We start from the raw sequence: 22,782 nt of genomic DNA on the forward strand, positions 1-22,782 counted from the left end.
GTGTGGCGCGCAGCCGAGGGGAGGCAGCGCGCCATCGTTCGTAGTCATACTCGGAACAAGTGGAATAACAGATGTCGTACGCAATCTATCCCAGCCTGTCGGGCAAAACGGTTGTCATCACCGGTGGCGGCAGCGGTATCGGCGCCTCGATGGTCGAGGCTTTCGCGCAGCAGGGCGCGCGGGTCTTTTTCCTCGACGTAGCCGAAGAAGATTCGCTGGCGTTGCAGGAAGCGCTGCGCGGCTCCGCTCATCCGCCGGTGTTCCATCGCTGCGATCTGCGCAGCGCCGACGCCATTCAGAGCACGTTCAACGCGATCGCCGAAGCGGCGGGCCCGATCGAGATCCTCGTCAACAATGCGGGCAATGACGACCGGCACGAGATCGAAGCCGTCACGCCTGAGTATTGGGACGGACGCATCGCGGTGAATCTGCGGCATCAGTTCTTTTGCGCGCAGGCCGTCGCGGCCGGCATGCGCAAGCTGGGGCGCGGTGTGATCCTGAATCTCGGCTCGGTGTCGTGGCATCTCGCGCTGCCGAACCTCGCGATCTACATGACCGCGAAGGCGGGTATCGAGGGCCTCACGCGTGGGCTTGCGCGCGATCTCGGCGATGCCGGCATCCGCGTGAACACGATCATTCCGGGCGCGGTTCGCACGCCGCGTCAGATGCAGTTGTGGCAATCGCCCGAAAGCGAAGCGAAGGTGGTCGCGAGCCAGTGCCTGCGTTTGCGTGTCGAACCGGAGCACGTTGCGCGCATGGCGTTGTTCCTCGCTTCCGACGACGCATCGCGTTGCTCGGGCCGTGATTATTTCGTCGATGCAGGGTGGTACGGCGAATGAAACTCCGCATTCCTGTCTGCGTATGGCCGGTCAATGCGGAGCTGGGCGAAGGCCCGGTTTGGCGTGCCGAAGAGAACGCGGTTTACTTCGTTGATATCAAGGGCCGTCAGATTCACCGCTGGTCGGGTGGGTTGGGTGATACGCAGACGTGGAATGCCCCCGATCAGCCCGGCTTTGTCGCGCCGCTCGCTAACCGCGATCGCGCTTTTATCTGCGGAATGCCGGGCGGTCTGTATCGATTCGATACGGGCAGCGGTCAGTTCATCAAGCTCAAAGATATCGAAGCGCATTTGCCGGGCAATCGTCTCAACGACGGTTTCGTCGATGCAAGCGGCCACCTGTGGTTCGGCTCGATGGACGACGCCGAGGAGCAACCCACCGGCACGCTGTATCGCGTGAACGACAGCGGTGAGGTGCTTGCTCAGGACAACGGCTATGTGATCACCAACGGCCCCGCGATGAGCCCCGACCGGCGCACGCTGTATCACAACGACACGATGCAGCGCGTGGTGTACGCGTTCGATGTCGCCGAAGACGGCGCGTTGTCGAACAGGCGCACGTTCGCCACCATTTCCGGCGACGGCCACCCGGACGGCATGGCCGTCGATTCCGAAGGCTTCGTGTGGGTCGCGCTGTTCGGCGGATGGCGCATCGAGCGCTACTCGCCCGCGGGCGAACTGGTCGAGCAGGTGCCGTTTCCGTGCGCCAACGTCACCAAGCTCGCGTTCGGCGGCGACGATCTGCAAACCGTGTATGCGTCGACGGCGTGGAAAGGTTTGTCGGCCGCCGAACGTCAGCGGCAGCCGCAGGCGGGCGGCCTGTTCTCGTTTCGCGCGCCAGTGCCGGGGCAGCCTCAGGCGCAGTGCAAATGGGGCTTCGCGCAATAGCGCGTCAATACCGCCAGAGTCGCGATCCATGAAACCTGGCCCTGCCCGCAGTGTCGCCAGGTATCATGTGCGTTCTCTGACTTCTGCGCACTCGCAGTGATCGATACCATGACGTCCAGGCCGCCTGTTCCGCCCCGCATGTCCGATGTTGCCGAACGCGCCGGCGTGTCGAAGATGACCGTGTCCCGCGTATTGGCCGGGCGCAGCGTGTCGCAGGCAACCCGCGAGCGGGTTCAGAAAGTGATCGACGAACTCGGCTATGTGGCCGATGCGGCGGCTGGCGCGTTGTCGTCGGGGCGCTCGGAGTTCGTCGCGGTGCTGGTGCCGTCGCTTGCCAGTTCCAACTTTTCCGATACCGTGCGCGGCCTGAATGCCGCGTTGACCCCGCACGGCCTGCAATTGTTGCTCGGCGATACCGACTACCGTCTGGAGCAGGAAGAACTGCTGGTTCGTTCGATGCTGCGTCATCAGCCGCGCTGTGTTGCGTTGACCGGCGGGCGGCATACCGAAGCGACGCGCACGCTGCTCAAGCGCGCGGGCATTCCGGTCGTCGAAATGTGGGACCTGCCCGCCGATCCGATCGACGCGGCTGTCGGCTTCTCGAACTCAACGGCGGCGCGCGCGATGGTCCGGCATCTGCATGCAGGTGGTTATCGGCGTATCGGGTTTATCGGCGGGGCGAGCGAGCGTGACCGGCGCGGGCTTGACCGGATGCGCGGGTATATCGCCGAAATGAAAGCCCTCGGTCTTGGCGAGCCACGCGTGATCCGCCTCGGCGATTCGCCGATCACGATGAGTCACGGCGCGCCCGCAATCGGCGCATTGCTCGAAGCGTGGCCCGACACCGACGCCGTGATGTGCGTGAGCGACATGTCGGCGTTCGGCGCAATGATGGAGTGCCATCGGCGCGGCTTGTCGGTGCCGGGCGATATCGCGATTGCAGGCTTCGGCAATTTCGAAGTGTCGTGGTGTTCGCAGCCGACCATCACGACGGTATCGGTAGACGCTTACGGTATCGGACTGCGCGCGGGCGAAACGCTGCTCGCCGAACTGAAAGCGCGTGAAGCGGGCGGCGCTGGCAATGCGCCGGTTCCGACGCAGCGCGCGAAAGCCGTCAAGATCGACTTCACCGTGATTCCTCGCGAAAGCACGTGAGCGGGCGCGGCTGAACGCATAGCGCCTCCGCATTACATTCCACCTGCGGTCCGGCGGCGCGGGTCAGGGATATCCCTTGGTTGTTCGGATGATTCACCACGCGTAACATCCACAGCATCAAATGTTACCGGTAACTTAACCGGGGGCGCGAACGGCGCGGGTTTGAAGAAAACGCCCACCATCGCGCCACGCATTGCCAGAACAAATACGCAACGGAGATACGAATGACCACAGCGCCTTCCACCAGCGCGACCCATCCCGCGGGGACCAGCGAGTTCGAGGAGCGCACCTATCGCAAGGTCGTGCGCCGCCTGCTGCCCGTGCTGCTGCTGTGCTACGTGGTGGCCTATCTGGACCGCGTCAACGTCGGCTTCGCGAAATTGCAGATGCTCGACGATCTCGGTCTGTCCGACACCATGTACGCAATCGGCGCCAGCGTGTTCTTCTGGGGCTATTTCATTTTCGAAGTACCCAGCAACGTATTTCTGCATAAGTACGGCGCGCGCTTCTGGATCGCGCGGATCATGTTCACATGGGGCATCGTGTCGATGGCGCTCGCGTTCGTCGAACCGCTCGCGCACCTCGCACATGTCGAAACCGCGACCATGTTTTACGTGCTGCGCTTTCTGCTCGGTATCTGCGAGGCCGGTTTTTTCCCCGGCGTGATTCTGTACCTGAACTACTGGTTTCCGGCGCAACGCCAGAGCCGCGTGATGTCCGGCTTCCTGATCGCGATGCCGGTCAGCCTGATGCTCGGCGGCGTGATCTCCGGCTGGTTGATGGAGCACACGGCGGGGCTGTTCGGCTATCAGGGCTGGCAATGGATGCTGCTGCTCGAAGGCGTACCGTCGCTGCTGACCGCATTCGTCGTGTACTTCTCGCTCGACGACGGTATCGACCGCGCGCGCTGGCTGACGCCGCAGGAAAAGAGCCTGCTGGCCGCGAATCTGCAACGCGAAAGCACGCACAAGACCGCGCGTTTCGGCTCGGCCGTGCGCGATCCGCGAGTGTGGCTGCTGGTTGCCATCCTGCTGACTTTCAACACCGGCTTCTACGGCCTTGCCTTCTGGCTGCCGTCGATCATCAAGGCGACGGGCGTGCAGGATCCCTTGCATATCGGCTTGCTGACGGCTATTCCTTATGGAGTGGCGATCATCGCAACGCTCGCCAACGCGTGGCATTCGAAGAAAACCGGTGAGCGGCGCCTGCATGCGGCGATTCCTGCGCTGATCGGCGGAATCGGGCTGATTCTGAGCGCGGCGTTTGCGCATCAGATCGTGCTCGCCATCACGTTCCTGACCATTGCAACGGCCGGCATCCTCGCGTTGATGCCGATTTACTGGACCTTCCCGGGCCAGTTGCTGTCAGGCGCGGCGGCTGCCGCCGGCATCGCGATGATCAACGCAATCGGCAATCTGTCCGGCTTTACGGGCTCGATGATTACGGCAGTCGCCAAGAACGTGACCGGCGATATCAACAACGGTACCTATGCGCTCGGTGCGTGCCTGCTGGTCAGCTGTGTGCTGATCCTGCTCGTGCCGCGCAGCATGCTGGCACGCAACGCATCGGCCGATGGCGGCAAGCCCAGCCACGCACCGCGTGCCATGGAACACGCAAGCGGTTCAACCCTCCCCATGACAGAGAGATAAGCAACATGTCAGCATCCACACCGCGCCGGCTGCGTAGCCAGGAATGGTTCGACGACCCATCGCACGCGGATATGACGGCGCTGTACGTCGAACGTTTCATGAACTACGGCCTGACGCGCGAAGAGCTTCAGTCGGGTCGTCCGATCATCGGCATTGCGCAGACGGGCAGCGACCTCGCGCCTTGCAATCGCCACCATATCGAACTGGCGGCGCGCACGAAGGCGGGCATTCGCGATGCGGGCGGAATTCCGATGGAGTTTCCGGTTCATCCGCTCGCGGAACAGAGCCGCCGGCCGACCGCCGCGCTCGACCGCAACCTCGCCTACCTCGGCCTCGTTGAAATCCTGCACGGCTTTCCGCTCGACGGCGTCGTGCTGACCACCGGTTGCGACAAGACCACGCCCGCGCTACTGATGGCAGCCGCGACCGTGGACATGCCCGCTATCGTGCTGTCGGGCGGTCCGATGCTCGACGGCTGGCATGAAGGCAAGCGGGTCGGTTCGGGCACGGTCATCTGGCACGCGCGGAATCTGCTGGCGACCGGCGAAATCGACTACGAAGGCTTCATGCAACTGACGACCGCATCGTCGCCTTCCATCGGCCACTGCAACACGATGGGCACCGCGCTGTCGATGAACGCGATCGCCGAGGCGCTCGGCATGTCGCTGCCCGGTTGCGCGAGCATTCCGGCGGCGTATCGCGAGCGCGGCCAGATGGCGTATGCAACGGGCAAGCGCATCGTCGACCTCGTGCGTGACGACGTGCGTCCGTCGCACATCATGACGAAGGAAGCATTTGAAAACGCGATTGTCGTGGCGTCGGCGTTGGGCGCGTCGAGCAACTGCCCGCCGCATCTGATTGCGATTGCGCGCCACATCGGCGTGGAGTTGAGTCTCGACGACTGGCAGCGTGTGGGCGAGCAGGTGCCGCTGATCGTCAACTGCATGCCCGCGGGCGAATTCCTCGGCGAGAGTTTTCACCGCGCGGGCGGCGTGCCTGCCGTGTTCCAGGAACTCAGGAAGGCCGACCTCGTGCATGGTGAATGTCTCACCGTGTCGGGCCGCACGATTGCCGAGATCGCAGATCAGGCGCCGACGCCCGATCGCGACGTCATCAAGACGACCGACGAGCCGCTCAAGCATGGCGCGGGTTTCATCGTGCTGTCCGGCAATTTCTTCGACAGTGCGATCATGAAGATGTCGGTGGTCGGCGATGCTTTCCGTCAGACCTATCTGAGCGAGCCGGGCGCGGAAAATACCTTCGAGGCACGCGCGATCGTGTTCGACGGTCCCGAGGATTATCACGCGCGTATCAACGACCCGTCGCTCGAAATCGACCAGCACTGCATTCTGGTGATTCGCGGCGCGGGCACGGTCGGTTATCCGGGCAGCGCCGAAGTGGTGAACATGGCGCCGCCCGCTGAACTCGTGCGCCAGGGCATCACGTCGCTGCCTACTCTGGGCGACGGACGTCAGAGCGGCACGTCCGCGAGTCCGTCGATTCTCAACATGTCGCCGGAAGCGGCGGTTGGCGGCGGAATTGCGCTGCTGCGCACGAACGACCGTATCCGCGTGGATCTGAATTCGCGCAGCGTGAACGTGCTGGTCGACGAAGATGAACTCGCGCGACGCCGCGAAACAGCGACCTTCGAGATTCCCCCGGCGCAGACGCCGTGGCAGGAGCTGTATCGCAAGACCGTCGGCCAGCTGTCGACCGGCGGCTGTCTCGAACCGGCGACGCTTTATCTCAAGGTGATTGCCGAGCGTGGCAATCCGCGGCATTCGCATTGAAGTGCAAGTTGCAGAGCCGCGCCTGATAGCCGATATCGAGCGCGGTTTTTTTGTCTCCCAACTTTCCTGAAGATATCTATTTCCATGTCCGCAACTTCCCCCTCCAGTTTCCTCCCGAGCGATGTCGATCAGGCGCTGCTCGTGGGCCGCGTGTGGCGTAAAAGCGATCAGCACGAAGGTCCGTGCGTGGTCGTCGTGCGTAACGGCGAGGTGTTCGACATCACCGCAACCGTGCCGACCACGGCCGATCTGTTCGAGCGCGAAAACGCTGCGCAGGTCGCGCGTACGGCGCCCGGCGTGTCGCTCGGCGCGGTCGCCGATCTGATCGCGGCTAACGTGCCCGGTGCCGCTGCGTCCTCCGTGCGACTGCTCGCGCCGTGCGACATCCAGGCGATCAAGGCATGCGGCGTCACGTTCGCGGTGAGCCTGATCGAGCGCGTCATCGAGGAACAGGCGGGCGGCGATCCGGCGAAGGCGAAGGAAGTGCGCGAAACCATCGCGTCGATGATCGGCACGGATCTGTCGAAGATCGAGCCGGGCTCGGAAGCGGCGATGAAGTTGAAGGCCGAACTCGAACGACGCGGTGCGTGGTCGCAATACATGGAAGTCGGCATCGGTCCCGACGCGGAAGTGTTCTCGAAGTCGCAGCCGATGTCGGCGGTTGGTTTCGGCGCGGACGTGGGTCTGCTGGCCGCGTCGACCTGGAACAACCCGGAGCCGGAAATTGTGCTGGCGGTGAATAGCCGTGGCGAGATCGTCGGCGCGACGCTCGGCAACGACGTGAACCTGCGCGATATCGAAGGCCGTTCGGCGTTGCTGCTCGGCAAGTGCAAGGACAACAACGGCTCGTGCGCGATTGGTCCGTTCGTGCGTCTGTTCGACGACACGTTCTCGCTCGACTCGGTGCGCTCGGCCAGCGTTGCGCTGCGGGTGGAAGGCGCCGACGATGATTTCGTGCTCGAAGGCGTGAGCCACATGAGCGAGATCAGCCGCGACCCGGCCGACCTCGTGTCGCAGACGTGGGGACGTCATCACCAGTACCCGGACGGCTTCATGCTGTTCCTCGGCACGATGTTCTCGCCGATCAAGGACCGCGATGCAGCGGGCGGCGGTTTCACTCATCACCTCGGCGACGTGGTGACGATTTCGACGTCGCAACTGGGCGCGCTGACCAACACGGTCCGCCTGAGCACGGAAATCGAGCCATGGACGTTCGGCGTGCGCGCGCTTTACCGCAATCTGGCCGCGCGCGGTTTGCTGGGCGCTGAGTGAGCGGTGTGACGAGCCATGGCGTAAGCGGTGGCTGAACCACCTTCGGCTTCGAAGCGTAATTTTTGTCGCCTCCGTCCGGCTTCAGACCAGCAGGTTTGAAGCCGAGCGGCGCAGGGCAGTCTACGTGGCTCAGTCGAAAACGCGGAGGGGAGGCAGAAGCCGCCGGAAATCCGGAGGCGGAGGTTCTGACGTGAAAAACCCGCGATCGCCGTACAAGGCACGATCGCGGGTTCGGTATTTCATGTAGCGGAGCGCGGTGGGGACACGCGCTCCGCTACATCAACAGCATTTGCAGCTTGATACAGCTTACTGCGCGACTGCGTGGCCTTCTTGCGACGAACCGCTGGTGACGCCACCCACTGCGCTGTTTTGAGCAGCAACGCGTGCTTCAGCAGCCTGGACGTTCGCCGGATATTCGTTCGGGTTCGAACGTGCCGGGTTGTAACCAGCCTTTTCGATCTGAACCAGTTGTTCACGCACTTGAGCGCGGGTCAGGGGTTGGTTCGACTGGGCGAAAACAGCAACCGGAGCAGCAAGGGTAGCGGCGATAACAACGGCTTGAACGAGCGACTTCATGATTACTACCTCCAGAGATTTGTCTTGTTTAGGCTGCGAACTCATTCGTTTGCAGCAGTGATGACAGTCTAGGAGTCGGGGAAACTAGGGTAAATACCTAATTTATGAAATCACTGTTGCCAAAATTAAAACAATGTGGGGGTTGAAGGTCGCATTTTGCGGAAATTAATACGCATGTTTCAAACATTGGGATTTGAGTGTTGCTTTGCGCGGCGCGGCTCTCCGTAGAGATGCGGTGTGTGTGGGACGGTCCGGAGGTGAGTTTTTTCTGAGGGCTGCGCGGCTTTGGGCCAGGTGGGGCCGCCCCCGATGCGACCTCTGTTTTCTCATATCGGACAAATTTTGCTGACGAAAGGGGCGGGGTAACGCAGATGTTGGCGCCTCACTTTCTCCGGATATTGTTTTTCATAAGGAAGAAAGTCAGGGCAGCAATCACCAACGCTAACGCAATGCCGAACGGAGCGATTTCACGCGATCCATCCCATGCCACCGCTTCGCGCAGAAACAGAACCGCAAGGACGGCAATGACGACGCTGACCAGATTCCCCTTCAGGTCTTCGAGATTGCTGACTTCGAGCCACTTCGGCAGCGGCAGTTTGTCATCGACGAACAGCGAATAGAGGCCAATGCTGATGATGTAGACCGCAATCGCGATCAGGAATACGTCGACAGCTTCCACGATTCCAACCGCGAATATCTTGACCGACTTGGTAGTGAACGAGCGATTCCGGATGGCATCAACGGCGTTCGTGTACAGGACTACCGCCTCGTAAAGAATCAGCGCCAACGAACCCAGAAACGTTCCGACGACCGGAACGACCATGATGTAACGGCTCGAAGCCAGGATACGTCGTACCATCAGAAACCTCTGTCGGCATGATTGGGCGAGTTGGGCTAGATCACACTTTGCGTCGGTGCTGCATCAATGAGTTCGACCTTCCGGCTCAGAATTTATAAGTGAAGTGATGAGGGGAATCAAGCGGACGATCTGGCTGCCCGCGTGTATGACGAAGTATAGATCCGTCGATTGATTCAAATTCGAGCAAGCGGGATTGGCGAATGAATCTGCGGCAATGATGCTGCGTTAGTGACGGCGTGGATCCATCTGGCCAGGTATGGATGCGACGCAGTTGATGACGCGCGCAGTATCGTCTTCGTGCGAAGAGGTCCGGCCTCCACGAATAGAACGCGCTGCCCGATCTCGTGTTCTTCCTGCGCGAATAGCGACAGGCCAAATCTTCTGTGCCCTTTTCTGGCGAACAGAGAACTTATCGAATCGAGCGAACGCAGCAGAACTTTGCATGAGAGGAGTAGTTCTGCTTCTGCCTTCTTTCTGAGCAACACAGAAAAGAAAAAATTATTTGCGCGAAGGGTGTTGACCAATGCGTTTTCAGTCTGCATAATTCGCCTCCCGTTAGATGACGGACGCGAAGAAAGCAGAGCTTCCAAGCGAATGATCTTTAAAAATTAACAGCCGATAAGTGTGGGCGCTTGATGCGCGATGCGAGCGGATCTTTCGGGGTCTGCTGCAAAGCAAAAGTATCAAGTCTCACACAGTAATGAAAGGAAGGTTTTTCTGTCTTCGGACAGATGAATCATTCGTCAGTACGTTGAGTGAGCGACCGGTTCTTAACGGAACCGAAAAACAGTAACAGGTTTGAACTGAAGAGTTTGATCCTGGCTCAGATTGAACGCTGGCGGCATGCCTTACACATGCAAGTCGAACGGCAGCACGGGGGCAACCCTGGTGGCGAGTGGCGAACGGGTGAGTAATACATCGGAACGTGTCCTGTAGTGGGGGATAGCCCGGCGAAAGCCGGATTAATACCGCATACGCTCTACGGAGGAAAGGGGGGGATCTTAGGACCTCTCGCTACAGGGGCGGCCGATGGCAGATTAGCTAGTTGGTGGGGTAAAGGCCTACCAAGGCGACGATCTGTAGCTGGTCTGAGAGGACGACCAGCCACACTGGGACTGAGACACGGCCCAGACTCCTACGGGAGGCAGCAGTGGGGAATTTTGGACAATGGGCGCAAGCCTGATCCAGCAATGCCGCGTGTGTGAAGAAGGCCTTCGGGTTGTAAAGCACTTTTGTCCGGAAAGAAAACTTCCTGGTTAATACCCGGGGAGGATGACGGTACCGGAAGAATAAGCACCGGCTAACTACGTGCCAGCAGCCGCGGTAATACGTAGGGTGCAAGCGTTAATCGGAATTACTGGGCGTAAAGCGTGCGCAGGCGGTTCGCTAAGACAGATGTGAAATCCCCGGGCTTAACCTGGGAACTGCATTTGTGACTGGCGGGCTAGAGTATGGCAGAGGGGGGTAGAATTCCACGTGTAGCAGTGAAATGCGTAGAGATGTGGAGGAATACCGATGGCGAAGGCAGCCCCCTGGGCCAATACTGACGCTCATGCACGAAAGCGTGGGGAGCAAACAGGATTAGATACCCTGGTAGTCCACGCCCTAAACGATGTCAACTAGTTGTCGGGTCTTCATTGACTTGGTAACGTAGCTAACGCGTGAAGTTGACCGCCTGGGGAGTACGGTCGCAAGATTAAAACTCAAAGGAATTGACGGGGACCCGCACAAGCGGTGGATGATGTGGATTAATTCGATGCAACGCGAAAAACCTTACCTACCCTTGACATGTATGGAATCCTGCTGAGAGGTGGGAGTGCCCGAAAGGGAGCCATAACACAGGTGCTGCATGGCTGTCGTCAGCTCGTGTCGTGAGATGTTGGGTTAAGTCCCGCAACGAGCGCAACCCTTGTCCCTAGTTGCTACGCAAGAGCACTCTAGGGAGACTGCCGGTGACAAACCGGAGGAAGGTGGGGATGACGTCAAGTCCTCATGGCCCTTATGGGTAGGGCTTCACACGTCATACAATGGTCGGAACAGAGGGTCGCCAACCCGCGAGGGGGAGCCAATCCCAGAAAACCGATCGTAGTCCGGATCGCACTCTGCAACTCGAGTGCGTGAAGCTGGAATCGCTAGTAATCGCGGATCAGCATGCCGCGGTGAATACGTTCCCGGGTCTTGTACACACCGCCCGTCACACCATGGGAGTGGGTTTCACCAGAAGTAGGTAGCCTAACCGCAAGGAGGGCGCTTACCACGGTGGGATTCATGACTGGGGTGAAGTCGTAACAAGGTAGCCGTATCGGAAGGTGCGGCTGGATCACCTCCTTTCTCGAGCTAACGCATCAAGTGTTGAGCGCTCACGCTTATCGGCTGTAAATCAAGACAGACTCAGGGGTCTGTAGCTCAGTCGGTTAGAGCACCGTCTTGATAAGGCGGGGGTCGATGGTTCGAATCCATCCAGACCCACCACTGTTTCTGCGGTGGCTGCACTAATCGATAAAAAACCTCTGTGATATCTGTATGACTGGGGGATTAGCTCAGCTGGGAGAGCACCTGCTTTGCAAGCAGGGGGTCGTCGGTTCGATCCCGTCATCCTCCACCAATCTTCAGTGCCTAGTGTTCTGTGAATGCGCAGAACGTTATGCATTGGCGATTGAGCCAGTCAGTAGGGATACGCGGTTATAGCAATCGCGATATCGGCTGTCGTTCTTTAACAATCAGGAAGAAGTAGTAAAGAGATTCACGAAAGCATACTTAGAGATGGGTGTGTGAGTAGGTGGATCAGGGTTGTGATTGTATCAATGTATGAAAAGGTGATCGAAAGATTGCTTTGGAATACGGCGCAACACGAATACTCAACCTGTAGCGAGTGTGAGAAAACGCGGTCTTCCCAGTGAAGACGGCGGGAGACACACCCGTTATAGGGTCAAGCGAACAAGTGCATGTGGTGGATGCCTTGGCGATCACAGGCGATGAAGGACGCGGTAGCCTGCGAAAAGCGGGGGGGAGCTGGCAAACGAGCTTTGATCCCCCGATATCCGAATGGGGAAACCCACTCCTAATGGAGTATCCATAGCTGAATACATAGGCTATGAGAAGCGAACGCGGTGAACTGAAACATCTAAGTAACCGCAGGAAAAGAAATCAACCGAGATTCCCAGAGTAGTGGCGAGCGAAATGGGACCAGCCTGTACTCTTTATCTTCATTGTTAGTCGAAGGCTCTGGAAAGTGCCGCCATAGCAGGTGATAGCCCTGTAGACGAAAGCAGCGAGGAAGAACTAGGTGTACGACAAGTAGGGCGGGACACGTGAAATCCTGTCTGAAGATGGGGGGACCATCCTCCAAGGCTAAATACTCGTGATCGACCGATAGTGAACCAGTACCGTGAGGGAAAGGCGAAAAGAACCCCGGGAGGGGAGTGAAATAGATCCTGAAACCGCATGCATACAAACAGTAGGAGCCTCGCAAGGGGTGACTGCGTACCTTTTGTATAATGGGTCAGCGACTTACATTCAGTGGCAAGCTTAACCGATTAGGGCAGGCGTAGCGAAAGCGAGTCCGAACAGGGCGATTCAGTCGCTGGGTGTAGACCCGAAACCAGGTGATCTATCCATGGCCAGGATGAAGGTGCGGTAACACGTACTGGAGGTCCGAACCCACTAACGTTGAAAAGTTAGGGGATGAGCTGTGGATAGGGGTGAAAGGCTAAACAAACCTGGAAATAGCTGGTTCTCTCCGAAAACTATTTAGGTAGTGCCTCGTGTATCACCTTCGGGGGTAGAGCACTGTCATGGTTGTGGGGTCCATTGCGGATTACTACGCCATAGCAAACTCCGAATACCGAAGAGTGCAATCACGGGAGACAGACATCGGGTGCTAACGTCCGGTGTCAAGAGGGAAACAACCCAGACCGCCAGCTAAGGTCCCCAAATATTGCTAAGTGGGAAACGAAGTGGGAAGGCTAAAACAGTCAGGAGGTTGGCTTAGAAGCAGCCATCCTTTAAAGAAAGCGTAATAGCTCACTGATCGAGTCGTCCTGCGCGGAAGATGTAACGGGGCTAAGCAATATACCGAAGCTGCGGATGCACATTTATGTGCATGGTAGGAGAGCGTTCCGTAAGCCTGCGAAGGTGCATTGAAAAGTGTGCTGGAGGTATCGGAAGTGCGAATGCTGACATGAGTAGCGATAAAGGGGGTGAAAAGCCCCCTCGCCGTAAGCCCAAGGTTTCCTACGCAACGTTCATCGGCGTAGGGTGAGTCGGCCCCTAAGGCGAGGCAGAAATGCGTAGCTGATGGGAAGCAGGTTAATATTCCTGCACCATTGTTAAATGCGATGGGGGGACGGATCGCGGAAGGTTGTCCGGGTGTTGGAAGTCCCGGTCCTTGCATTGGAGAAGGCGCTTAGGCAAATCCGGGCGCGGAATTCAAGGGTGTGAGGCCATTCACTTAGGTGAAGAAGCAATCGGAAGTGGTTCCAAGAAAAGCCTCTAAGCTTCAGTTTAACAAGACCGTACCGCAAACCGACACAGGTGGGCGAGATGAGTATTCTAAGGCGCTTGAGAGAACTCGGGAGAAGGAACTCGGCAAATTGGTACCGTAACTTCGGGATAAGGTACGCCCCTGTAGCTTGATGCCCCTGCGGGCAAAGGGTGAAGGGGTTGCAATAAACTGGTGGCTGCGACTGTTTAATAAAAACACAGCACTCTGCAAACACGAAAGTGGACGTATAGGGTGTGACGCCTGCCCGGTGCCGGAAGATTAAATGATGGGGTGCAAGCTCTTGATTGAAGTCCCGGTAAACGGCGGCCGTAACTATAACGGTCCTAAGGTAGCGAAATTCCTTGTCGGGTAAGTTCCGACCTGCACGAATGGCGTAACGATGGCCACACTGTCTCCTCCCGAGACTCAGCGAAGTTGAAGTGTTTGTGATGATGCAATCTCCCCGCGGCTAGACGGAAAGACCCCATGAACCTTTACTGTAGCTTTGCATTGGACTTTGAACCGATCTGTGTAGGATAGGTGGGAGGCTATGAAGCGTGGACGCCAGTCTGCGTGGAGCCAACCTTGAAATACCACCCTGGTTTGTTTGAGGTTCTAACCTTGACCCGTTATCCGGGTCGGGGACAGTGCATGGTAGGCAGTTTGACTGGGGCGGTCTCCTCCCAAAGTGTAACGGAGGAGTACGAAGGTACGCTAGGTACGGTCGGAAATCGTGCTGATAGTGCAATGGCATAAGCGTGCTTAACTGCGAGACCGACAAGTCGAGCAGGTGCGAAAGCAGGTCATAGTGATCCGGTGGTTCTGTATGGAAGGGCCATCGCTCAACGGATAAAAGGTACTCTGGGGATAACAGGCTGATACCGCCCAAGAGTTCATATCGACGGCGGTGTTTGGCACCTCGATGTCGGCTCATCTCATCCTGGGGCTGTAGCCGGTCCCAAGGGTATGGCTGTTCGCCATTTAAAGAGGTACGTGAGCTGGGTTTAAAACGTCGTGAGACAGTTTGGTCCCTATCTGCCGTGGGCGCTGGATATTTGAAGGGGGCTGCTCCTAGTACGAGAGGACCGGAGTGGACGAACCTCTGGTGTACCGGTTGTCACGCCAGTGGCATCGCCGGGTAGCTATGTTCGGAAGAGATAACCGCTGAAAGCATCTAAGCGGGAAACTCGCCTTAAGATGAGATATCCCCGGGGCTTTAAGCCCCTTGAAGGGTCGTTCAAGACCAGGACGTTGATAGGTCAGGTGTGGAAGCGCAGTAATGCGTTAAGCTAACTGATACTAATTGCCCGTAAGGCTTGATCCTATAACAGGTGTGTCTTGCTCCCGCAAAGGGACACGAGACGCACGGTTGAGATCAGTGTTGTGCCAGAAACAGCACAACCCCAAAAGCTTCTCTGGTGAGCATCACCAGAAACTACTTCTTCCAGATTGGTTGTATTGCTCCACGAGCAGTACGACAACAAGTCATGCCTGATGACCATAGCGAGTCGGTACCACCCCTTCCCATCCCGAACAGGACCGTGAAACGACTCCACGCCGATGATAGTGCGGATTGCCCGTGTGAAAGTAGGTAATCGTCAGGCTCCCCAGCAGTATCAGAAACCCCACCCCACAAAGGTGGGGTTTCTGCGTTTACAGGCCAAAAATACTCCGCATGTCAAATCGCTGAGTTGTCCACCACTCCTACGCCTTGATCCGCAGGGACATCATCGCGAGTTCAATCGCCCGGTTCGGGCGCTAGCGCGCGATAAAGACGCCGCACGCACCGTGACGATGTGAGCTGCGTCGAATGCAACGCGACCGTGTTCAACGTCGGTGGTGACGGAACGAATCGAGGGAATGGCTTACGGCCTGCGACGCGTATCGCTTCTACGAAGTCGTCGAGTTTGGATTTCTGCATGACTGCCGGACAGTCGCCAACGTTTCGAAACTGAAAAGCTGCCCATTGCCGACAGGTAACGCTGCCATTAGCGGACTAACGCGCTCAAACGCACGCTAATGAATACACAGCGAGTCGCGTCGAAGAGAGTCTGAACGGGGATTCACAACTGCGGGGAAAAGAAACCCGCGTTACCAACCGACTGCATCGGCCAATCGGTTGATAGCGGAAAGTTGCTCCTGTTTGGCAGGAGCGATCACCTGCCGATATGCCGACGCTAAATTCCGCGCCGGCATATCGCACCACTTAATCGCCGAGATATTCCGGCTCGATCTGGATGTTCTTCTCGCCAGCGGCCTTCTTTTCCCAATATCGCTTGACCCAGTTTTCGAAGGTCTTGCCAGCCGCAGTATCTTTACCGGTGAACGCAATAGCGCTGATCTCCGGATACGGAATCACTTCCTTCGTCTGCTTGCCGGTCGGGATGATGCGGACGAAGCAGTCCTTGAAGGCCGCGCCGTATTGACGGTCGTACAGATAGCCCGCGACGGTCGAGCCGTCTTTGCGGGTGATCGTCACGTCGCCGCGATAATCGAAGGCCTTTTCCATCGCCTCGCGAATTTCGGCTTCGGTCGTCAGTTCCGGCGTCCAACCCTCGAGTTGCTCGTGCTCGGTACCGGCGGCGGTTTCCATCTGATCCGGATCGACCTTGGCGGCTGCCGCGGCTTGCGCCCCAGTTGCGGCCAGCTTGGCGGCAGCGTCCGTGCGCTCAGCCTTCGGGACGAACACCATCGGCACTTCGTGCGACGTCTTCTTCCAGCCGGCGAGAATTTCGGTCGCGCCCTTGTCGTCGTAACGGTCGAACAGCATCGCCTTGACCGTCTGGAACATGCCCTTGAACGAGCCGAACGTGTAGTTCACGCCGCTCGCTTCGTAGCCCGAGTGCACCATGCAGTTCGCGCATTTCGGGTTGCCGCTTTCAGTGCCGTACTCGGACCACTTCACGCTTTCCATCAGCTCGTCGAAGCTGTCCGCGTAGCCGTCCTGCAGCAGATAGCACGGCTTCTGCCAGCCAAAAATGCTGTATGTCGGCATGCCCCACGGCGTGCAGGTCAGGTCCTTCTTGCCCATCAGGAATTCCATGAAGATCGGCGACGCGTTGAAGCGCCAGCTCTTCTTCCGGTTCGACAGGATCGCGCGGAACAGCTTCTTCGAACGAGCGCGGCCGAGGAAGTGCTTCTGGTCCGGCGCTTTGTCGTACGTGTAGCCGGGCGACACCATCATGCTTTCGACGCCCGCCGTCATCATTTCGTCGAAGTGCGCACGCACGCTGTTCGGGTCTGCACCGTCGAACAGCGTCGTATTCGTGGTCACGCGGAAACCCGCCGCGACCGCTGCCCGAACGCCTTCCATCGCGATGTCGTAGCCGCCTTCACGGCACACGGCGAAATCGTGGTGGTCGCGCTGGCCGTCGACGTGAACCGAGAACGACAGGTACTTGCTCGGCGTGAACAGATGAAGATTCTTTGCGAGCAGCAACGCGTTCGTGCACATGTACACGTACTTTTTGCGCGCGACGAGACCAGCGACGATCTCCGGCATCTGCGGATGCAGAAGCGGTTCGCCGCCGGGAATCGCGACCATCGGCGTGCCGCATTCCTCGACGGCCTTGAAGCACTGTTCAGGCGTGAGTTGCGACTTCAGAACGTGCGCCGGGTACTGGATTTTCCCGCACCCCGCACACGCCAGATTGCAGCGCATGAGCGGTTCGAGCATCAGGACGAGCGGATACTTGCTCCGCCGCATCAACTTCTGCTTCAGGACGTAACTGGCGACCGTCCATGCCTGTGAAATTGGCACTCCCATGCTGCTAATTCTCCTCGGTAACTATTACTTGGCGGGGCAAGCCCCGCAAATGCGTTCATTCAGGGTGCAACGCACCCCGATCGGGCGCCATTGTCTGCGAAAACGGGTCGGCGCAAGTGTGCGCGACCGGGCGTGAGCCGAGCTGGCACCCGACTCTGTGGGTTCGAAATTTCTGAAATTAAGGGATGATCGCACAAACCGCCATATCGAGCAGGCTGCGAAACATTCCGGAGGCTCGCGCGGGCCACGGCGCAAGCCATTTGCGGGTGGTTTTTTGTCGTTATGAAAGAACTGTTTTTCGTTGCTGACGAAACACCGCGCAAAACTGCGAACCCGTGATTTTCTCAAATATTTGCTCGAACAGGCGACCGAAATACGCCATCTACTTACGGCCGCTTAATCGGGGATGTTGCCTTCCGGCTACCCCTCGGTCGTGTATAAGGAATGGATCTCAAAACGTGCCGACGAGGAAAGGGGGAACTGTTGGAACTGCGCCAGCTTCGCTATTTTGTGGCCGTGGTCGAACACGGCAGCATGGGCCGCGCAGCGGCGGAACTCGGTGTGGTCACCTCTGCGCTGAGCCAGCAGATCAGCCGCCTCGAAAGCGAACTGTCGACGCGCCTGCTGCAACGCACATCGAGCGGCGTGATTCTCACGGATGCCGGGCTGGCGTTCTGGCGTCAGGCGCAACTCGCGCTGCGTCACGTCGACGGTGCGGCGCACGCCGCGCAGCACGCGCGCCTGTCGGGCCACGTGAGCGTGGGCATGGCGCCGAGCACGACGGGCGTGCTCGGTCTCGCGTTCATGCGCGCGATGCACGAGCGTTATCCCGACGTGCGCCTGCGCATGGTCGAGAGCCTGTCGGGGCACCTCGCCACCATGCTCAACGGCCGCCAGATCGATCTCGCTATCCTGTTCCAGAGCGCTGTCGGACAGCGTTTCAGCGCGACACCGCTGATCGACGAACGTCTGTTCGCCATCGCCGCCGCCGATTTCGAACCCATGCCGGCGACCAAGAAAGCCAGGCTCGCGCAAATCGCGCCGCTGCCGCTGATCCTGCCGAGCAGTCCGCACGGCTTGCGCTCGCTGCTGACGTCCGCGTTTGCGAGCGCCAGGTGCGAGCCGAACATCATCGCCGAGATCGACGGGCTGGCGATGCTGATGGATGCCGTGGGCGGCGGCATCGGCGTAACCATCCAGCCGGGGGCGGCGCTCGCGCGACGCGACAGGGCGGCCTTTCGTGCCATTCCGATTGCCGACAGGCACATGGTTCGCACCAACCAGCTCGTGAGCCTTTCCGACGACGAATTGTCGCCCGCCGGGCTCGCCGCCCGCGTGGTGCTCGCGGATGTCGCGCGTTCGCTGGTCACGAGCGGCCAATGGGTGGGCGCGACGCTCGCCGAATCGCCAGCGCGATAACTCTGTCTTCACGATTCGTGAACACCTGTTGCCGGTTGGCTTCTGGCGGCTGAAGGGTCGGGCGTCCTACACTCCGGGCAACTGGAGGAGACGCTCGAACATGGTGGACGTACTTGTCATCGGCGGGGGCAACGCGGCCTTGTGCGCCGCATTAATGGCGCGCGAAGCCGGCGCGTCGGTATTGCTGCTCGAAGCGGCGCCGCGCGAGTGGCGCGGCGGCAATTCGCAACACACACGCAACCTGCGTTGCATGCACGTCGCGCCGCAAGACGTGCTCATCGACGCGTACCCGGAAGAAGAGTACTGGCAGGATCTGCTGAAAGTGACCGGCGGACTGACGGACGAAAAACTCGCGCGTCTCGCGATTCGCGCATCGTCGTCCTGTCGCGACTGGATGCGCCATCACGGCGTGCATTTTCAGCCGCCGCTGTCGGGCGCGCTGCATGTCGCGCGCACCAACGCGTTTTTCATGGGCGGCGGCAAGGCGCTCGTCAACGCGTATTTCCGCAGTGCCGAAGCGCTCGGCGTGCAGATTCGCTACAACGCGCCCGTCGATTCGATCGAACTCGACGGCGACCGTTTCGTCGCCGCGCGCATCGGTGACGAACGGATCGAAGCACGCGCGTGCGTGCTCGCGGCCGGCGGCTTCGAATCGAATCGCGAGTGGCTGCGCGAGGCCTGGGGGCAAGTCAATGGCGAATGGGTCGCCGAAAACTTCCTGATTCGCGGCACGCGTTTCAACATGGGCGTGCTGCTCAAATACATGATCGATGCAGGCGCGGATGCCATCGGCGATCCGTCGCAGTCGCATTGCGTGGCGATCGACGCGCGCGCGCCGCTCTACGACGGCGGCATCTGCACGCGAGTGGACTGTGTGTCGCTCGGCGTCGTGGTCAACCGGAACGCGGAGCGCTTCTACGACGAAGGTGAGGATTTCTGGCCGAAGCGCTATGCGATCTGGGGCCGCCTCGTCGCGCAGCAACCGGGACAGATTGCGTATTCGGTTATCGATTCAAAAGCGATTGGCCGCTTCATGCCGCCCGTTTTCCCCGGCACGAAGGCCAACACGCTTGGCGAACTCGCGCGTGCGAGCGGGCTCGACGAAGCGGCTTTCGTCAAAACGATCGAGACGTATAACGCCGCGTGCAGGATCGGCAAGTTCGACCACGCGGTACTCGACGACTGTCATACCGAAGGCATTCAACCGGCGAAAACGCACTGGGCCCAGCCGATCGACAAACCGCCTTTCTATGCATATGCGCTGCGACCAGGCATCACGTTCACCTATCTCGGGCTGAAGGTCGACGAACGGTCGGCGGTGCATTTCGGCGGCAAGCCGAGCGAGAACCTCTATGTGGCCGGCGAAATGATGGCGGGCAACGTGCTCGGCAAGGGCTACACGGCGGGCGTCGGCATGGCGATCGGCACCGCGTTCGGACGGATCGCCGGAACCGAAGCCGCGCGGGCGGCATTGAAATCGAAACAAGCCTTGAAGGAAGCCACTCATGCAGTCGCTTGAAGCGCTCACCCGCGAGGCGAGTGCGCTCGCCTCGAACGAAATGCCCATCACGCTGACGGCGATGACCTCCGCGGAATCGGAAGTCAGCCGCGTCATGCAGATCTGCAATGCGTGCCGCTATTGCGAAGGCTTCTGCGCCGTGTTCCCCGCAATGACCCGCCGCCTCGAATTCGGCCGCGCCGACGCGCACTTTCTCGCGAATCTCTGCCACAACTGCAGCGCCTGTCTGCATGCCTGTCAGTACGCGCCGCCGCACGAATTCATGGTCAATGTGCCGAAGGCGATGGCCGAGGTGCGCATGCAAACGTATGTGGATTACGCGTGGCCCGCAGGCTTCGGTGCGCTGTACAAGCGCAACGGCGTGACGCTCGCACTGGCGCTGGCGGGCGGCCTCGCGCTGTTCCTCGCGCTCGCGATGGCGCTCAAGGGTTCGCTGTTTTCGTCACCACTCGCCGGCAACTTCTACGCGGTGTTTCCGCACAACACGCTCGCGCTGCTGTTCGGCGTGGTCTTCCTGTTCTCGATGATCGCGCTAGGTGTCGGCGTGCGGCGTTTCTGGCGCAATGAAGACCCCGGCGCGATGTCCGGCGCAGCGGTCGGGGAGGCGGTTCACGACGTGCTGAGCCTGCGTTATCTCGGCGGTGGTCACGGCGAAGGCTGCAATACCGGCGACGACAAGTTCTCACTAGCACGCCGCCGTTTTCATCATCTGACGTTTTACGGCTTCATGTTGTGCTTCGCGTCGACCTGCGTCGCCACGCTCTATCACTACCTGCTGAAACTCGAAGCGCCCTACGCATTGACAAGCCTGCCGGTGATACTCGGTACAGTCGGCGGCCTCGGTTTGCTCGGCGGTCCTGCGGGTCTTTTGTGGCTGAACCTGAAGCGCCATCCGCTAGCCGGTGATGCAGCGCAGCGTCCGATGGACCGTGGCTTCATCGCGCTGCTTCTGCTGACGAGCGCAAGCGGCCTCGCGCTGATGCTGCTGCGCGACACGACGTTCATGACAGCGTTGCTCGCCGTTCACCTGGGCGTGGTGATGGCGCTGTTCCTGACACTGCCGTACGGGAAGTTCGCGCACGGCATTTACCGGAGCGCGGCGCTCCTGAAATGGGCGGTGGAAAAGAGAAAACCGAGCGGATTGCTGGTCGAGGATTAGTCCATACTACGCACATAACAATAAGTACGAATCGCGAATTCATACCTACAAGGAGACTCTCCATGGCAACCGCCCCCAATACACAATCGGCGAGCGCACCGCCCCTTTCGAAGTTCGGTGCCGTGCTGCGCGTCACGAGCGGCAACTTCCTCGAGCAGTTCGATTTCTTTCTATTCGGTTTCTACGCGACTTTCATCGCCAAGACGTTTTTCCCGGCCGCGAGCGAATTCGCGTCGCTGATGCAGACCTTCGCCGTATTCGGCGCGGGCTTCCTGATGCGTCCGCTCGGCGCAATCATACTGGGCGCCTATATCGACAAGGTCGGGCGACGGCGCGGGCTGATCGTCACGCTGTCGATCATGGCGAGCGGGACGATCCTGATCGCCTGTGTGCCGGGGTACGCGAGTATCGGGCTCGTCGCACCAGCGCTCGTGTTGATCGGGCGGCTTCTGCAGGGCTTCTCGGCGGGCGCGGAACTCGGCGGCGTCTCGGTCTATCTGGCTGAGATGGCGACGCCCGGCAAGAAGGGCTTCTACACCGCGTGGCAGTCGGCGAGCCAGCAGGTGGCGATCGTCGTCGCGGCGGCGCTCGGCTATGCGTTGAACCTCATGCTGACTCCCGCGCAGATCGGCGCGTGGGGATGGCGTGTGCCGTTCTTTATCGGCTGCATGATCGTGCCGTTTCTTTACGTGCTGCGCCGCTCGCTGCAGGAGACCGCGGAGTTCCAGGCGCGTCGTCATCACCCGGCGACTTCCGAAGTCTTCCGCTCGATGCTCGAAAACTGGCGGACGGTCGTGGCCGGCATGCTGATGGTCGCGATGACGACGACCACGTTCTACCTGATCACGGTCTACACGCCGACATTCGGCCGCGCGGTGCTGCACCTGAGCACGGCAGACAGCCTCGTGGTGACGCTGCTGGTGGGCGTATCGAACTTCGTGTGGTTGCCGATCGGCGGTGCGCTGTCGGACCGGATCGGGCGCAAGCCGTTGCTGCTGTTCATTTCGGCGCTCGCCATCGTGAGTTCGTACCCGGCGCTCTCGTGGCTCGCGCAATCGCCCAGCTTTCTGCGGATGCTGGCGGTGCTGCTGTACTTCTCGTTCTTCTTCGGCGTGTACAACGGCGCGATGGTCGCTGCGTTGACCGAAGTGATGCCGGTCAACGTGCGGGTCGCCGGTTTCTCGCTGGCGTTCAGTCTCGCGACGGCCATATTCGGCGGCTTCACCCCGGCGGTGTCCACGTTCCTGATTCAGGCGACGGGAGACAAGGCCGCGCCCGCGTACTGGCTTATTTTCGCGGCGCTGTGCGGATTCTCGGCGACGCTCGCGCTCTACCGGCGAGGCGGAGCAGCAGAGTTGCAGGCGAAGCTTGGGTGATCCGCTGAGAACTGGAGTGAACAGAAAGGCGGC

14 protein-coding genes, 2 tRNA genes and 3 rRNA genes are annotated in these 22,782 nt (G+C 59.7%); 15 read left to right on the plus strand and 4 right to left on the minus strand.

Annotated elements, in window-relative coordinates; all coding sequences use genetic code 11:
• Positions 1-71: 71 nt before the first annotated feature.
• The 6 genes from BLS41_RS33070 to BLS41_RS33095 all read left to right on the plus strand — a co-directional run bounded on the left by BLS41_RS33070 (position 72) and on the right by BLS41_RS33095 (position 7,592).
• Positions 72-839, plus strand: coding sequence for a D-xylose 1-dehydrogenase (locus tag BLS41_RS33070; protein ID WP_074771999.1), 768 nt, complete (start codon positions 72-74; stop codon positions 837-839).
• Positions 836-1,726: an SMP-30/gluconolactonase/LRE family protein gene (locus BLS41_RS33075; RefSeq protein ID WP_074772001.1), complete on the plus strand. Its 891-nt coding sequence runs from the start codon at positions 836-838 to the stop codon at positions 1,724-1,726. Before BLS41_RS33070 ends, BLS41_RS33075 begins: the two co-directional genes overlap by 4 nt.
• Before the next feature lie 138 nt (positions 1,727-1,864).
• On the plus strand, positions 1,865-2,881 hold the full coding sequence (locus tag BLS41_RS33080; RefSeq protein WP_074772003.1) for a LacI family DNA-binding transcriptional regulator: 1,017 nt from the start codon (positions 1,865-1,867) through the stop codon (positions 2,879-2,881).
• 224 nt (positions 2,882-3,105) lie between these two features.
• A complete protein-coding gene (locus BLS41_RS33085) occupies positions 3,106-4,530 on the plus strand; it encodes an MFS transporter (protein ID WP_074772005.1) in 1,425 nt (474 codons plus the stop codon).
• 5 nt (positions 4,531-4,535) lie between these two features.
• A complete protein-coding gene (locus BLS41_RS33090; protein ID WP_074772007.1) occupies positions 4,536-6,320 on the plus strand; it encodes an IlvD/Edd family dehydratase in 1,785 nt (594 codons plus the stop codon).
• A gap of 84 nt (positions 6,321-6,404) precedes the next feature.
• The gene (locus BLS41_RS33095) at positions 6,405-7,592 is read left to right on the plus strand and encodes a fumarylacetoacetate hydrolase family protein (protein WP_074772009.1); all 1,188 of its coding nucleotides are present in this window, start codon (positions 6,405-6,407) and stop codon (positions 7,590-7,592) included.
• A 306-nt stretch (positions 7,593-7,898) separates the two neighbouring features.
• On the opposite strand, the gene BLS41_RS33100 is transcribed toward BLS41_RS33095, so the two are convergent.
• From BLS41_RS33100 to BLS41_RS38710, 3 genes are all read right to left on the minus strand, one after another.
• The gene (locus tag BLS41_RS33100) at positions 7,899-8,168 is read right to left on the minus strand and encodes a DUF4148 domain-containing protein (protein WP_074772011.1); all 270 of its coding nucleotides are present in this window, start codon (positions 8,166-8,168) and stop codon (positions 7,899-7,901) included.
• Between the two features lie 382 nt (positions 8,169-8,550).
• Positions 8,551-9,027 (minus strand): YqhA family protein, encoded by a 477-nt coding sequence (locus tag BLS41_RS33105; protein ID WP_074772013.1) that lies wholly within the window; start codon positions 9,025-9,027, stop codon positions 8,551-8,553.
• 173 nt (positions 9,028-9,200) lie between these two features.
• Positions 9,201-9,569 carry a hypothetical protein gene (locus BLS41_RS38710; protein ID WP_143026440.1) on the minus strand — a complete coding sequence of 123 codons (369 nt, stop codon included), beginning with the start codon at positions 9,567-9,569 and terminating at the stop codon, positions 9,201-9,203.
• 258 nt (positions 9,570-9,827) lie between these two features.
• On the opposite strand from BLS41_RS38710, the gene BLS41_RS33110 reads away from it, so the two are divergent.
• From BLS41_RS33110 to rrf, 5 genes are all read left to right on the plus strand, one after another.
• Positions 9,828-11,358 (plus strand): 16S ribosomal RNA (locus BLS41_RS33110).
• A gap of 64 nt (positions 11,359-11,422) precedes the next feature.
• Positions 11,423-11,499, plus strand: a tRNA-Ile gene (locus tag BLS41_RS33115).
• Between the two features lie 57 nt (positions 11,500-11,556).
• A tRNA-Ala gene (locus BLS41_RS33120) sits at positions 11,557-11,632 on the plus strand.
• 322 nt (positions 11,633-11,954) lie between these two features.
• Positions 11,955-14,834 (plus strand): 23S ribosomal RNA (locus tag BLS41_RS33125).
• 166 nt (positions 14,835-15,000) lie between these two features.
• Positions 15,001-15,114, plus strand: a 5S ribosomal RNA gene (gene rrf / locus BLS41_RS33130).
• The 16S, 23S and 5S rRNA genes sit together here with 2 tRNA genes alongside, the layout of an rRNA operon.
• 602 nt (positions 15,115-15,716) lie before the next feature.
• Here the strand turns inward: rrf and hpnH are convergent.
• Positions 15,717-17,276 (minus strand): adenosyl-hopene transferase HpnH, encoded by a 1,560-nt coding sequence (gene hpnH / locus BLS41_RS33135; protein ID WP_216350637.1) that lies wholly within the window; start codon positions 17,274-17,276, stop codon positions 15,717-15,719.
• 483 nt (positions 17,277-17,759) lie between these two features.
• Here hpnH and BLS41_RS33140 point away from each other — a divergent pair, with 483 nt between their 5' ends.
• From BLS41_RS33140 to BLS41_RS33155, 4 genes are all read left to right on the plus strand, one after another.
• The gene (locus tag BLS41_RS33140; protein WP_074772015.1) at positions 17,760-18,695 is read left to right on the plus strand and encodes a LysR family transcriptional regulator; all 936 of its coding nucleotides are present in this window, start codon (positions 17,760-17,762) and stop codon (positions 18,693-18,695) included.
• A 100-nt stretch (positions 18,696-18,795) separates the two neighbouring features.
• Complete coding sequence (gene tcuA / locus BLS41_RS33145; protein ID WP_074772017.1) at positions 18,796-20,214, plus strand: FAD-dependent tricarballylate dehydrogenase TcuA; 1,419 nt, start codon at positions 18,796-18,798, stop codon at positions 20,212-20,214.
• Positions 20,201-21,373 carry a tricarballylate utilization 4Fe-4S protein TcuB gene (tcuB, locus tag BLS41_RS33150; protein WP_074772019.1) on the plus strand — a complete coding sequence of 391 codons (1,173 nt, stop codon included), beginning with the start codon at positions 20,201-20,203 and terminating at the stop codon, positions 21,371-21,373. The genes tcuA and tcuB overlap by 14 nt, the downstream gene beginning before the upstream one ends.
• A gap of 62 nt (positions 21,374-21,435) precedes the next feature.
• Positions 21,436-22,749 (plus strand): MFS transporter, encoded by a 1,314-nt coding sequence (locus BLS41_RS33155; protein ID WP_074772021.1) that lies wholly within the window; start codon positions 21,436-21,438, stop codon positions 22,747-22,749.
• The last annotated feature ends 33 nt before the right edge of the window (positions 22,750-22,782 follow it).

Source organism: Paraburkholderia fungorum, assembly GCF_900099835.1.
Lineage (GTDB): Bacteria > Pseudomonadota > Gammaproteobacteria > Burkholderiales > Burkholderiaceae > Paraburkholderia > Paraburkholderia fungorum_A.